Annotated in this window: 13 protein-coding genes; 8 read left to right on the top strand and 5 right to left on the bottom strand. The window is 35.1% G+C overall.

All coding sequences use genetic code 11. The features are described from left to right. The first annotated feature begins 26 nt into the window (after window positions 1-26). Window positions 27-1,001: a bifunctional riboflavin kinase/FAD synthetase gene (locus tag AC06G9_RS08085; RefSeq protein WP_480957844.1), complete on the top strand. Its 975-nt coding sequence runs from the start codon at window positions 27-29 to the stop codon at window positions 999-1,001. A gap of 76 nt (window positions 1,002-1,077) precedes the next feature. On the opposite strand, the gene AC06G9_RS08080 is transcribed toward AC06G9_RS08085, so the two are convergent. Then, on the bottom strand, window positions 1,078-3,081 hold the full coding sequence (locus AC06G9_RS08080; protein ID WP_346569156.1) for a M13 family metallopeptidase: 2,004 nt from the start codon (window positions 3,079-3,081) through the stop codon (window positions 1,078-1,080). Between the two features lie 83 nt (window positions 3,082-3,164). Here AC06G9_RS08080 and AC06G9_RS08075 point away from each other — a divergent pair, with 83 nt between their 5' ends. The 3 genes from AC06G9_RS08075 to AC06G9_RS08065 are packed head-to-tail and all read left to right on the top strand — an operon-like array spanning window position 3,165 to window position 5,359. Next, window positions 3,165-3,806 carry a hypothetical protein gene (locus AC06G9_RS08075; protein WP_480957843.1) on the top strand — a complete coding sequence of 214 codons (642 nt, stop codon included), beginning with the start codon at window positions 3,165-3,167 and terminating at the stop codon, window positions 3,804-3,806. Then, the gene (locus tag AC06G9_RS08070; RefSeq protein ID WP_346569154.1) at window positions 3,788-4,150 is read left to right on the top strand and encodes a hypothetical protein; all 363 of its coding nucleotides are present in this window, start codon (window positions 3,788-3,790) and stop codon (window positions 4,148-4,150) included. The genes AC06G9_RS08075 and AC06G9_RS08070 overlap by 19 nt, the downstream gene beginning before the upstream one ends. A 6-nt stretch (window positions 4,151-4,156) precedes the next feature. Further along, window positions 4,157-5,359, top strand: coding sequence for an oxygenase MpaB family protein (locus AC06G9_RS08065; protein ID WP_480957842.1), 1,203 nt, complete (start codon window positions 4,157-4,159; stop codon window positions 5,357-5,359). 5 nt (window positions 5,360-5,364) lie between these two features. Here the strand turns inward: AC06G9_RS08065 and AC06G9_RS08060 are convergent, their stop codons facing one another. Then, window positions 5,365-6,411: an alpha/beta hydrolase gene (locus AC06G9_RS08060; RefSeq protein WP_045755563.1), complete on the bottom strand. Its 1,047-nt coding sequence runs from the start codon at window positions 6,409-6,411 to the stop codon at window positions 5,365-5,367. Window positions 6,412-6,669: 258 nt separating this feature from the next. Here AC06G9_RS08060 and AC06G9_RS08055 point away from each other — a divergent pair, with 258 nt between their 5' ends. Both AC06G9_RS08055 and AC06G9_RS08050 read left to right on the top strand, forming a co-directional pair. Next, the gene (locus AC06G9_RS08055; protein WP_480957841.1) at window positions 6,670-7,710 is read left to right on the top strand and encodes a L,D-transpeptidase; all 1,041 of its coding nucleotides are present in this window, start codon (window positions 6,670-6,672) and stop codon (window positions 7,708-7,710) included. Window positions 7,711-7,801: 91 nt separating this feature from the next. Further along, complete coding sequence (locus AC06G9_RS08050) at window positions 7,802-8,563, top strand: murein L,D-transpeptidase catalytic domain family protein (RefSeq protein WP_045754406.1); 762 nt, start codon at window positions 7,802-7,804, stop codon at window positions 8,561-8,563. A gap of 126 nt (window positions 8,564-8,689) precedes the next feature. On the opposite strand, the gene AC06G9_RS08045 is transcribed toward AC06G9_RS08050, so the two are convergent. The 3 genes from AC06G9_RS08045 to yihA all read right to left on the bottom strand — a co-directional run bounded on the left by AC06G9_RS08045 (window position 8,690) and on the right by yihA (window position 11,884). Then, window positions 8,690-10,153 (bottom strand): alanine/glycine:cation symporter family protein, encoded by a 1,464-nt coding sequence (locus AC06G9_RS08045; protein ID WP_480957840.1) that lies wholly within the window; start codon window positions 10,151-10,153, stop codon window positions 8,690-8,692. Between the two features lie 171 nt (window positions 10,154-10,324). Beyond that, window positions 10,325-11,173 (bottom strand): UbiA-like polyprenyltransferase, encoded by an 849-nt coding sequence (locus tag AC06G9_RS08040; protein WP_480957839.1) that lies wholly within the window; start codon window positions 11,171-11,173, stop codon window positions 10,325-10,327. Between the two features lie 3 nt (window positions 11,174-11,176). Beyond that, complete coding sequence (gene yihA, locus AC06G9_RS08035) at window positions 11,177-11,884, bottom strand: ribosome biogenesis GTP-binding protein YihA/YsxC (RefSeq protein ID WP_084405355.1); 708 nt, start codon at window positions 11,882-11,884, stop codon at window positions 11,177-11,179. A gap of 269 nt (window positions 11,885-12,153) precedes the next feature. Between yihA and AC06G9_RS08030 the strand changes: the two genes are divergently transcribed. Beyond that, window positions 12,154-13,095 carry an ABC transporter ATP-binding protein gene (locus tag AC06G9_RS08030; RefSeq protein ID WP_094771647.1) on the top strand — a complete coding sequence of 314 codons (942 nt, stop codon included), beginning with the start codon at window positions 12,154-12,156 and terminating at the stop codon, window positions 13,093-13,095. Beyond that, window positions 13,088-14,395: an ABC transporter permease gene (locus AC06G9_RS08025; protein WP_248754157.1), complete on the top strand. Its 1,308-nt coding sequence runs from the start codon at window positions 13,088-13,090 to the stop codon at window positions 14,393-14,395. Before AC06G9_RS08030 ends, AC06G9_RS08025 begins: the two co-directional genes overlap by 8 nt. Window positions 14,396-14,606: the final 211 nt, after the last annotated feature.

Here is a 14,606-nt window from a genome sequence, read left to right as displayed (position 1 = left end):
TTAGTTTATCGAAAATATTTCATTAAATGAAAATTTATAGAAGTTTAGATGATTTTAAAGCATTGGAAAATGCAGTTGTTACCATTGGTACATTTGACGGCGTCCATATCGGTCATCAAAAAATATTAACTCATTTAAAAGAATGTGCTAAAAAAATTAATGGGGAAACGGTTTTATTAACCTTTTACCCTCACCCAAGATTAATTATCAATCCTGACGATGATAGCTTAAGGCTTATTAATGATATCGAAGAGAAAGTCAGTAGACTTTCTGAATTAGATATTGATCATTTAATCATTACCCCTTTCTCTCGTGATTTTTCAAACCAAACTCCTGAAGAATATATTAGCAATGTATTAGTCGGAAAATTAGGTACAAAAAAGATTGTAATTGGATATGATCATCACTTTGGAAAAGATAGAAAAGGTAGTTTAAAAGATTTGCAGCAGTATGCTGATATTTTTGATTATTCCGTAGAGCAGATCCCGGAGCAGGATATCAATGATGTAGCCGTATCCTCAACCAGAATACGTCTCGCCTTGATTACGGGTGATATCAACACCGCAAACCTGTATTTGGGTTATCCCTTTGAATTAACAGGAACGGTAATACGTGGTGATCAAATTGGACGAACAATAGGTTTTCCTACAGCCAACCTGCAGGTACATGAACAGCATAAATTGATTCCGGCCTATGGTATCTATGCTGTAGAAGTTCATATTTTTGATCATCTTCAAAATATCACCACAGGTGAATACATCGAAACAGAACCATATAGCATTGCTAAAGGAATGGGATACATAGGCACACGTCCGACGGTAGATGGAATGAATAGGAGTATTGAAATTAGTCTTTTCGACTTCAATGAAGATATTTATGGTAAAACATTGCGTGTGAAATTTTTACACTTTATTCGTCATGATGAAAGATTTGATTCGCTACAACAAATGAAAGATCAAATTAAAGAGGATGAAAAACAAATAAGAGCGTTACTTTTTTAAATAAGATCAAGAATAAATAGAAATGGGTCAACGTTTTTTAGCGTTGACCCATTTCTATTTTAAAATTGATTCTAGATTACCAAATCACGATTCTATTCTTTTTAGGGACAAATAATTTATCACCTTCTTTAGTACCGAATGCTTCATGGAAACCATCTAAATTGATGATGGGCGCAAAAGCACGGTATTGTGCAGGCGAATGGGGATCTGTCTTCACTTGGTTCACAACAAACTCATCTGTGGTTTTCGTTCTCCAGATTGTCGCCCATGATAAAAAGAAACGTTGCTCTTGTGTATATCCATCGATCAAGCCTGGATTACCTTTATCTTTCAAATACATCTTCAATGCATCAAAAGCTACAGATGATCCACCTAAGTCTCCAATGTTTTCTCCTAAAGTAAAACGGCCATTTACTTTAACACCTGGTACGGGTTCGTACGCCTCAAATTGCTTGACCAACGCATCAGCCGAAGCTTCAAACTTAGCTTTATCTTCTTCAGTCCACCAGTTGTTCAAATTACCATTTCCATCATATTTAGCTCCTTGATCATCAAAACCATGAGATAACTCATGACCAATCACAGCACCGATACCACCAAAATTAACAGCTGCATCAGCTTTATAATCGTAGAATGGCGGTTGTAAAATAGCTGCTGGGAATACGATTTCGTTAAATAAAGGACTGTAATAAGCATTTACCGTTTGTGGAGTCATACCCCACTCTGTCTTATCAACAGGTTTACCTTGTTTATCTAAATTGTCTTTAAAAGCCCATTTGCGTTCATTTAAAATGTTGTCAAATAAAGAAGTACCAACTGCTAAAGTAGAGTAATCCTTCCATTTATCCGTATAGCCAATCTTCACTTTGAATTTAGCCAATTTTTCTAAAGCTTTCACTTTCGTATCTGCAGACATCCATGCTAGATCTTTGATGTGTTGCTGAAAAGATTTGATCAAATAATCGACCAATTCTTCTGCCTGTGCTTTTGCTTGTGGCGGGAAATTTTCTTTTACATACAACTTACCCAAAAGCTCTCCCACAAGGCTATTGACAAATTCAAGACCTCTTTTTTCCAGATCGCGCTGCTCTTTTTGACCTTTTAGCTTTTTACCCCAGAAATCAAAATTGAGTTGATCCAAATCCGCAGTTAGGTATCCTGCAGCATCATTCATGACATTAAATTTGAGCATCTCTTTGATCATATCCAAATTCTCAGGTTTCAGTACCTTATCTAGATTTTGGTAATAGCCCAATTCTGAAATAATAACCGTATCCGCCTTAAATCCTGTATCTTTCAAATATTTCGCTAGATCAATATTCTTAACCATCTTACCTAAATCAGCAACTGCAACTGGATTATAACGCTTTTCAGCATCACGCGACTGCTCTACTGTTTTTAGATTTTTAGCCAATTCTTTTTCAAATGCAACAATTTTTGGACCTTTTAAGTCACGAGTACGTTGACCGACTTTGCTATAAAGCGCCGAAATAAAATTAGAATAATCACCTAAAGTCTCGGTATTTTTAGCGTCTACCACTTGGTAATAAGAACGACCAAGACCTAAACTGGCAGCACCTAAATAAACCGTATTGACATTACTGTTTTTCAAATGCGCATATACATAACCACCAAAGAAAGGATTGCCACCGATAGGTGTTACTTCGACTAAGTAATTATATAATCCTTTAAAATCCTTTATAGCATCGATCTTATCTAAAAAAGGCTTTATTGGAGTTACCCCCAATTGATTACGCTTTTCAAAATCAATGTAAGAACGGTACAAATCACCAATCTTTTGACCATCAGAGCCTTTTTCAAATGTAGTACTTAAGGATTCTTTTAAAATCTTTAAAGTGGCGATATCCGTATTTTCACGAAGTTCATCAAATGATCCCCATCTTGCTTTATCTGAAGGTATTTCCACTGTTTTCATCCACTGACCGTTTACAAAATTGTAAAAATCATCCTGTGGACGGACACTCTTATCCATAAATGCTGGATTGATTGCTGGATTTTGCTGTGCAAAGAGAACCCCTCCACACATCATCAAAGCAGCAAGTACTGTGTGTTTTTTCATATCACCGTTATTTTGTTTTAATTTAATGACAAACTTAATAAAAGTAAGTATTATGTTTACAAGGAGAAACATTTAATTTCCATATGATCACTGAAATAGCTGGAAAACACTATAAAATCATTACCACAAATGCGAAGGATATTCGTTTAGAAACGAAGTTGGGTGTTCATACCATCTTTGTTTCTGCGAATATTGATGTCAATACATTAGAACAGTTTATAAAAAACAAAAAAACGATTACAGCTATTAACGAAGAAATTAGTTATATAGATCAGCCTATTCAACTATTTCAGCAAAACTATTTGCTTAAAATTATCGAGAGGAGTGCTATGCCTAATATCGTTGTAAAAAATACAACGATTTCCATTTATTGTAAACGTCAGAAGGAGTATCAAAAACAGTTAAAAAAATGGAGGAAACAATTTATATTACAGCAGCTGGCAGATCTCATTGGTTATTGGGAAGAAGAACTGCAGATATTGATCAATGAGATCAAACTTAGATCCATGCAAAAGCGTTTATACACTATTCAAGACCAAAATAGTATCACTTTTAGCAACGTTATTATTTGTTTGTCTATTTCTGAGCTGAAATACCTCATTTTTAATGCAATTACTGAACTTTTGAATTTGAGCCCCAAAATACGAACACACTATTTTCCTGAAGAACAATTGATTCAGGATCAAATTGCTTATACATTAAAGACATGTCAACAATCAAATTAAATATAAAGGTGTCTGAAAAAGAATGGGTAGAAATCAATCATAATTTCACATTATTAGTCAATAAAATCACAGTTGACGACCGAAGAAAATTACAGGAAGTTGTATTTGACAATTTATCAGATAAAGATGGTGCCCCGCAAATTGATGATCTGATTATCGAAAAATTCACTATTGATGAAAAAAAGACACGTGGTAAGTTCCGAATTAATTTCAGTATAAATCGTCAATTCTGTTGCAGCGATACCATCTCTTGTCAGTCGGATTATATCGATTTCACTTTTACTTATCGGCCAAATTTTATAAATGCCATAGGAGATTTTGTAAACTGGAATATTGAAAATTAGTATAAAATGGAAATACCAAATCGGTACAAAGTCAATACTTCCTCTTTTCAACATTATTGGACAAAGGGAGCTGGAGTAAAACTATTAAAAAAGTTAGACCATAAACCCAGCATAGATGATGCGAAAAACCTTATTCCTTATCTGTACGCATACGATGAGTCTGCAGACAAATTGGTGAACCAACTGCATCTACAAGTGGGATTTGTAAAAGGTCAACAACTTATAAAAGATTATTTAACAGATCCTAAAAGTGTTCTGCTGCCCTTTAAAGATGCACTAGATACCTTTTTTAAACAAATAGACACTTCACCATCATGGCTCAATTGGAACATGGTAGAAAAAGGTATAGAAGTTTGCCAACGGTCAGGTTTAAGTGGATTAATTGTACTTCGCGATTATTGCCTTATGGGTGGCTATGAATCTGCGGCCATCAATAAACCATTAATTTATACAGGCGCTTTAAAAAAAGGAGCAGTCAAAAGACTTGCTGATACAGTTGAATTCTGGGTTGATATCATGCAAAACCAATCCTTAAAAAAGGATCAGATCGGTTTTCGGAAAATCATTGAAACCAGAATGATCCATTCCTATTCTCGGATTAATATTTTGAGTAAAACGAATTGGAAGCAAGATGACTGGGGCATTCCACTCAACCAGTGGGACATGTTGGCAACAAACCTAGGCTTTTCTTTAGTTTTTATGGTAGGTCTACAACGTATGCATTTTCAAATCCTTCCTGACGACATCACTGCTGTACTTCACCTTTGGAAATATATTGGTTACTTATTAGGAATTCCTCTTGAATTATTGCCTGACACAGAGCAGGAAGCAATCCATGCACTTTATTATTGGACTATGACACAAAAAGAAGGCGATGCAGATTCTAAACTGCTAGCAAATGCACTACAGCAGGAACCAATAGCAGCATATTACCCCACATCAGCATTAGGACGTAAAATGATGCGTGAAATTCACCTTTATTACAATTACTACCTTTTAGGTAATTATTCATGTCAACTTTTAGGTTTAAACAAATCGCGATTTGGCGCTATTGCCTATCTTAACATCTTAAAAAATAAAATCCGAAATAGCAAGTTTATGACGGACAATCATCTACATATGATGATTACAAAAGGGAGATCCGAACAATTAGAAGTAAAAAGAATTTATCTGACTTATAATAAAAGAGAAAACAATAAAAAGAGCTAGTTTGTCTACCTTAATGCAATTCCATTTGCTTTTAACATGGTTTTAAATTTAGGATTGCGAATATACTGGTTAAAAGCGTGGCTTTCCATTCCTGAAAAATCAGTTTTATCAATGCAAGTATAATGTTTGATCAATTCGTTGTAGACATCATCTTTGTACCCTAAATCCGTTGGTGTTAATTTATCCGCAAGAAATCCAACAAATTTCTTGAGCATCTTGTCGGTATTATTCGTGGTAATATGAATTTTTTTAATTTGAGGACTAAATGAACAGAAAGAATCATTACCCATTTCATTTGATTTAAAATCTATCAATCCAATTGCTGGTGCTAACATAATACATGTAATACGATTTTGGTTTTCTGATAAGCTACTTGCTTTTTCTACATCAACATTATGAACTTCCTTAATTTCTTTAATAAATTTCTCATTAAAAGATGGCTTACTCAACGCGCTGAGCACTACAGATGCTCCACGACTATGTGAAATAATATAAATATCTTTATTAGATATCGCATTTAACACCCTTCGTAAACCAAACTCACCTGCCATTTGGCTGAAAGATGTGGCCGTAAACCAAACTTTGACTCCTGCAAAAGGATTTGTAATGGACAATCCATCCCAGTAAAAACGTATGATCTCGTCTTCCTGAGCATTAATCTTAATCAGCTTTTGGATGTAACCATAACTCTCATTTACTTCTTGATTGGTAGCATTAAATCCATGAACAAAAATAAAAATACGTTTCTTTGATTTCACATGCTCCTTGAGTTCTTTTAGTTTTTTAACTTCAAATCCATTCAGCTCATCTACAATTCCTCTGTCTGTCGCTATTTTCATCAATGAATAGGCTTCTCTTTTTCCATTCTGCGGAGGATTTCCATAAGATTTTCGCCAATTATCAGGATAAAAATTTCCATTCTGGTCTACAAATGAATTTGAGATATTTGGTTTTACAAATGAATTAGGTTTCTGCGAAATAGGCACATTGTGGATAATACCACAAGAAGAACAAAATATGAGTATGATTAAATAGCGCAAGTTTGAATTCATATATCTTTGAAATATAGTTAAACTAAAAATAGTGGAAATTATTGATAGAACGTCACCATCACCTAATTGTTTTATCTTGCTAATGATAAAAGTATTGTAAATAATATGAATTACAATACTTTAATTATATTTCGCTGCAAAATCGTGGCTATATACTAAATCTCGGCACTATGTTTGGTAAAGAAATAATTCAGAAAAAACTATCCTTTAAGAAGTTAAGATTTTCTGATATGTCATCGTTTTAATCAGCCATGTTTTATGAAGTATTTCTCTATCGAAAAAAAATTACAATTTACTATTTTTATATGTCTCCTATTTATTTCTTGTCAAAATGGGCAACCTAAAAATAGTCCCCAAAAAGATACTACTGCAGATTCATTGGCAGCGTCGAAAAAGAAAGCAGAGCAAATAGCGAAAGCTGAACCAAAGACCGCAGAAGACATCAAGATCACCAAAGAGTTACAATATACAAAGTATACATTGGAAGATACTTATCCATATAAAGATACTGTGCGGCAATTTCAATGGAATAAAATAAAAGAAAAATTAGCCTTTATTGAAAATTTTCAAGATGGAGAGTCGATCTATGGAGTTTTGCAAAATTATCAAAACTCGAATGGTGAGGCACCAACAATTCCTAATTTTAAAAGAGATTCTTACAAGCGCGTTGCCGATTCTTTAGGAACGGAGCGCTATCAAGCAAGTCCATTATATCGTATAGGGGAAACAAAATTACCTGCTATATATGGTAAAGATGGATGGCTAGTCAAGCTACAAAGTAGTGACACCCTAAAACGTATAAAAGTTGAGGGTGTATCTTTTAATGGAACTTGGGAAGTGCCAAAAAGATATGTTAAAACAATTGGAGATTCGGTCAAATTTGACCAAGTAGCGGTTGTAGATGTTACAAACCAAAATATTTGTACACTGGATAAAACAGAAAAAGGATGGGTAGTACGCAGCATGAATCCTGCTACAACAGGCCGTCACAAGCCTCCCCATGCACAAGAAACACCTACGGGTATATTTGTGCTTCAACAGCATAAATCTAAAATGTTTTATTTTAAAGATGGTACAAAGAGTATAGAGGGATATGCGCCATATGCAAGCCGTTTTACGGCCGGAGCTTATATACACGGGGTTCCTGTTAATAATCCTAATGGAAAAATAACAGAATATAGCTCTACTTTAGGTACCATTCCTCGTTCACATATGTGTGTCAGAAATGCGTCATCGCATGCACAATTTGTTTATAAAAGGTCAAAAGACTTTCAAACATTGGTGATAGTTATTGATTAACAATAATTAATAAACTGATTAACAATTTTTTACACTTTTTAACTATCTTTAGTTCTTAGATTTGTATTTGAAAAACAATTAAGGATAAGATATGGAGAAATTAGTGTTCATTTTATTTATGGGTTTATATGCGGCAGTATTCTCAGAATCAAAAAATACAGTAGCGCCAGAAATTCATAAAAAACAAATTGAAATTAAAAAAGAACTATCGAAGGTAGATTCACTCTACCAAAGCATGAATCTGAAGGATGTGGTGAACTATAAAGCATTCGCAGAAGCAATGGAAGGTTATCAATTACTACCGGCTAAAAACAAAGATATATTATCAATAATTGATTTTACATTGGCATCAACAGAAAAAAGACTTGTTGTATTAGATATTAAGAACGAAAAAGTCCTTTTTCATTCCCTTGTTTCGCACGGTAAAAATAGCGGAAGCAATTACGCTACTTCTTTCTCAAATACTCCCGAATCTTACCAAAGCTCACTTGGTTTTTATGTAACGGAGAATACTTATCAAGGTGAAAATGGATATTCTCTAGTGCTAAATGGATTGGAAGAGGGGTTCAATGACAAGGCTAAATCAAGAGCTGTAGTGGTGCATGGAGCAGATTATGTAAACACAGGTATCGTAAGTGCGTTGGGTCGATTAGGACGCAGCTATGGCTGTCCTGCCTTGCCCAGAGAATTAAGCAAACCTATTATCAACACCATCAAAGATGGTACGCTGTTATTTATATACGCGGACAATGAAGAGTACTTTGCAAAATCAAAAGTCTTAAATCATCGCAATGCGCTCATGGCACATTACGAAAAAGATATGGCTGATCGTCAATTTGGAACGTTAAATTAATAAAAAAGCTCTCAAGTAAATCTTGAGAGCTTTTTTATTAATTACCGTAAGGTAAAGTTGCATGTAGAGACTGACTCCATCTTCAAATGCGTTAATTCTTAATATATGATTGATAATACATCTCTTCTATAATTTTTCCTGATCCCAAAAATCTGCGTTTTTAATGCCCAATTCCCTTGCACTAAATTTTGGATTCAACTCCCCTCTATTTCGTTTCATTTTATAGTCTTTCCAAACCTTTAATGCTGTTTTGCTCATCAATAATATAGCAATCAAATTGACATAAGCCATTAGACCGACCCCAATATCTCCAATTGCCCAAGCAATCTCAGCTGTTTTTACAGATCCATAATATACCGCACCTAAAAATACCAGTCGTAAAACCCAAGTAATTGTAGGATTTACCTTATTTGAAAAGATATAGGACAAATTAGTTTCTGCATAATAGTAATAGGCCATTACTGTAGTAAATGCAAAGAAGAATAGTGCTATTGCGACAAAGCCATTACCTATCAAAGGAAAATGGTGCGATACTGCTGCTTGTGTAAAAGCTGTATAATTTACTCCAGGTATATGTTCTGAAATAAACCCCATCAGTTGGCCAGCACCATCAAATTGCCCCACATTATACTGATTGGTAAATAAAATCATGAGCCCTGTGGCTGTACAAACAAATAGAGTATCGACATATACTGAGAATGCTTGCACCAATCCCTGTTGTGCTGGATGACTCACTTCTGCTGCTGCGGCAGCATGTGGGGCAGTGCCCTGTCCAGCTTCATTGGAATAAATACCTCTCTTAACTCCCCAAGCTATGGCCATACCGACCACTCCTCCAAATGTAGCATTCACACTAAAAGCAGAGCTGAAGATTAAACCAAAAACATCGAATATCTGGGTATAATTTAAAGCAATGATCACTAAAGCCATTAATATATAAGCTCCTGCCATAAACGGCACAACAAGCTCAGCAACACGTCCGATACGCTGTACACCACCAAAAATGATAAGAGCAAGTAAAATTACTACTCCTATGCCTGTGTATGCTACAGGTATCTCAAATGCGTTGTGCATGGAAGATGCAATGGCATTACTCTGCACACCCGGTAATAAAAAACCAGTACTTGCAATTGTTATAATAGCAAATAAAACAGCATACCATTTTACACCGAGACATTTTTCGATATAATAAGCCGGACCTCCTTTAAATTCACCACCGACCTGCTGTTTATATACCTGCGCTAAGGTAGACTCAACAAACGCTGACGCAGCACCTAAAAATGCAATGGCCCACATCCAAAAGATAGCACCTGGACCGCCCATATATATAGCTGTAGCAACTCCGATAATATTTCCGGTACCCACACGACCTGAAATAGCCAGTGCAAAAGCCTGGAAGGAAGAAATACCTTCGTCGGTTTGTTTCTTTTGAAACAACAAACGCAACATATCTTTGATATAGGTCAGTTGAAGAAATCCGGTACGTATGGAGAAATACAAACCCGTCAATAAGCATAAATAAATAAAAATATCACTCCATACAAGGTCAGAGGCTATTTTCACAACATTTTCAAAATAATTTTCCGTCATAATTTAAGGTTTTGCTAATTACTAGCGTTTAATTCATATTTCAAGTTCTGAAAATATAAATTTTTATTCAGGATGATGCAAAAAACATTTCAGAAAATAAAAAAAAGCCAGACTAATCAAAATTAATCTGGCTTTAAGTGATCTATGCAGTGTAACGCTACAGCATATCAATTATAGAACAATATCGAGCAAATAGAAAATAGCAAATATCACCGATGCGATACCATTTGTTGTCATAAAAGCACGATCAACACGACTCAAATCAGTAGGACTCACAATTCGATGTTGATAGATCAGTAAAGATCCGTAAAAGACAACACCTATATAATAAAACCAGCCTACTTCCATATACAATATCGGTAGTAGGACGAATATAAATGAACATATGTGTAAAATTTCAGAGAACCTTAAAGCTCCTTTTGGACCTAGCAATACAGGAATAGAGTTCAACTTATTTAGACGGTCAAATTCCTCATCTTGTAATGCGTAAATAATATCAAATCCACTTACCCAACACAACACTGCCAGTCCATAAAGTACGGGTACAATATGAAATTGTCCTGTAACTACTAAATAAGCACCGACAGGAGCTAAACCTAATCCTAACCCAAGCACCAAATGACATAATGCAGTAACACGTTTAGTATAAGAGTAAAACAGCACAACAAATAAAGCAATAGGTGATAACATAAAGCACAAACTATTGATAAAATAGGTCGCAATTACAAAAATCAAGCAGTTCGTGATGGTAAATAGTAGTGCACCATGTGCAGAAATTCTACCAGCTGGAATATCACGCATTGCTGTTCTAGGGTTAATTGCATCAATATCCCTATCTAAGTAACGATTGAACGCCATGGCTGCATTCCTTGCTGTAACCATACAAATAAGCATAAGTAATAACAGCTTCCAATCAAAAGTATGATTGGTTGTATGGATTGCTAAGAAAAAACCAATAATGGCAAATGGCAATGCGAAAATACTATGCGCAAACAATACTAAGGATAAATATTTCTTCATAAACTATTCCTCTTCGTCAGCATGACGATATCTATCAAGATCGACGTCACCGTATTTATCCTCATCACCATCATCATATCCATCTTGATCAATATCTGAAGTCACCTCAGGCAAAACAAATCGCGTATTGATATCAGCGATAGTATCCAATATAGCATCACAACCTGATTTCACTTCTGCAGAAGTTAAGAAACATTTGGGGATCTCTTCAAACCATTCCGACAAAGCTTTTCTAAATTTTGACATATTCACATCAGATTTCACATGGGATTGTTTATCTGCTTTGGTAAATACGAGCATAAAGGGCAATCCCTTCTCACCTAACCAATAACAAAATTCAAGATCTATTTTCTGTGGTTCATGGCGGCTATCGATCAAAACAAAAATACATTGCAAATTATCGCGATGGGTTAAATAACGACGAATAAATTTCTCCCAAGCTTCACGATTAGTTTTCGAAGTCTTAGCAAAACCATAACCAGGCAAATCCACTAAAAACCAATCATCATTGATAATAAAATGGTTTATAAGTTGCGTTTTACCGGGTTTTTGAGACGTTTTAGCTAAACCTTTTTTACCAACCATAGCATTGATTAGTGATGATTTACCCACATTGGAACGACCAATAAAAGCATACTCTGGTAGTTTGCCTTCCGGCAATTTATCAACTCGTGTATTACTACAGATGAATTCGGCTTTTTTAATTTGCATCTTGCAAAGGTAGCATAAAACTCTCCTTCTGACAAATTCAACTCAGATCCAAATTTATAAAAACGATAAAGTAAATAAAAGTGTAACATTTCATGCGGACTGTTTACTAACTTTAAAAATACTCATGTAAAGCACATGTAACTGATTAGCTAACTGATACACATTATCGATAAATAGGATGAGTATCATCAACTATCAAAAAAACAGCAAGTGTATACTACAAAGCCGTTACAAAATATATAACACATAAGAATTAACCAAAATAAAACATGCTTTTAGAAATCAAAAATGTCGTAAAAGACTATGCGAGTCATAGAGCCTTGGATCATGTATCTCTTAATATTCCAAGAGGAAAAATATTTGGACTTTTAGGTCCCAATGGTGCAGGAAAAACATCATTGATCAGAATCATCAATCAAATAACTGGTCCAGATTCTGGAGAAATTATTTTCGATGGTGAGCCATTAGCGCCTAAACATATTGGACGTATAGGCTATCTTCCTGAGGAAAGAGGACTTTATAAGAAGATGAAAATAGGTGAACAAATGCTTTACTTAGCTCAATTAAAAGGTCTGAATAAGAAAGAAGCAACTGATCGAATTAATTATTGGTTTGAAAAACTAGACATTTTGTCATGGTGGGATAAACGAGTAGAAGATCTCAGTAAAGGCATGCAACAAAAAGTACAATTTATAGCCACTGTACTTCATCAACCTGATCTGATTATCTTGGACGAACCGTTCTCTGGATTTGACCCCGTCAATGCTAACCTAATCAAAGATGAAATCATCGAATTGAACAAAAAAGGCGCTACAATCATCTTTTCGACACATCGTATGGAATCTGTCGAAGAACTTTGCGATCATATCGCTTTGATAAACCGCTCGAAGAAAATACTAGATGGCAACATTAAGGACATTAAAAACAAATATAAAAATCAAACCTATAAAATAGAATTACAGTCTTTAGCTGATGAAAAATTAATCCATATAGAAAATCTATACGAATTAAAATATTTAGAACAAATTGAAAACAAGACAAATATAATAATCAAGATAAACAAAGACATTAGCATAAATCAAGTATTACAAAGTCTCCTACCATTAGCCGAGATCCATCAAGTATTAGAGATCGTTCCGTCAATTAATGACATTTTCATCGAGCAGGTTACCCTATCCAATAATTCTAAAAAAGAAATCGATCATGCATAAAATATTACTCATTATCCAACGCGAATACTTTTCACGTGTCAAAAAGAAATCATTCCTATTGATGACATTTCTGGTTCCCCTATTTTTCATCGCTTTATACGGTGGAATATTTTATTTGACAAAGAAAAGTTTCAAAGATGCCCATGCTCATGTTTACATTCTGGATCAACATGGTGACTTTGCTTCCCAATTGAAAAGTGACCCCAACATAACGTTCACTGTAAGTGACCGCTCGCTAAAAGATTTGAAAATACAAATCAAAGACGATGAGCAAAACAGCTCCATTCTGGTTATTCCAAAAAACATCTACCAGAAATCTGACATTGAGCTCATTTCTGCTGATAAAGCAAATATTACAATCCAAAACTCCATCGCTCGCCAGCTCGAAGGTATCATCCGACTAACGGAATACAAAAAACTGGGCATTGACCCTCAAGTACTAGTTTCTGTACAACCGCATATAAACGTCAATGCCAAAGAATTGACTGAAGACGGGGAAGAGAAAAACAGCAACACAGGTATCGCTATGGGTATCGGTGTAGGGCTAGCAATATTAGTTTACCTTTCGCTATTTCTTTATGGCGTTCAAGTGATGCGGGGTGTCATTGAAGAAAAAAGTAACCGTATCATCGAAGTCATTATCTCATCGGTCAAACCTTTCCAGTTGATGATGGGCAAAATCATCGGCATTGGTATGGTCGGACTTACCCAATTCCTACTTTGGATTATACTTACAGGTGGATTAATCTTTTTAGCTACTAATCTGCTAAATAAAGAAGCTGTAGAACAGGCGGCAATGCAGCAAGGCAGTATGGCGAATATGCAGCAAACAACAGGCTCTGGATTTGGTTTCGGCATATTGCAACATCTCGATTCAGTTAACGTCACAGAGATCATTATTTGTTTCTTCCTGTTCTTCCTTGCAGGTTACTTACTCTATAGCGCTATCTTTGCCGCAGTTGGTTCAGCTGTAGATAGTGAGACAGAAGCCAATCAATTCACCATGCCCATCACAATGCCTTTATTGCTAACTTATGTGTTATCGTTTGGTGTCATTATCAATGATCCTAATGGCCCTATAGCAACATGGTTAAGCTTCATACCCTTCACCTCCCCTATCGCCATGTTGGTGCGTATACCATTTGGAGTGCCGACTTGGCAGATCGCTGTGTCATTAATCATTTTGATTCTTACTTTTTTGCTAGTAACTTGGTTAGCAGCCAAAATATACCGAGTTGGTATTCTGATTTATGGTAAAAAAGCAAATTATAAAGAGATTATGAAGTGGATGAAATATTAGTACACTTTAGCCTATAATAAAACAGTTCTTTTCAGTCAAAAAAGAACTGTTTTATTAAAAAAAAACTATTTACCGAGTATTTTCATATGTCTTTTCTCTTTACCGAGGCCTCCCCCCCTTTTACCGAGTTTACCAGACCATTTACCTGATTGCCGTTCATACTTTTAGTTGACGTATCTATTTTTGATTTAACAAAAGAAAAACTTTAATC

This window comes from Sphingobacterium sp. MAE (assembly GCF_056711605.1).
Note: the sequence above shows the minus strand (reverse complement) of the source record. Positions and strands in the feature narration are given on the sequence as shown.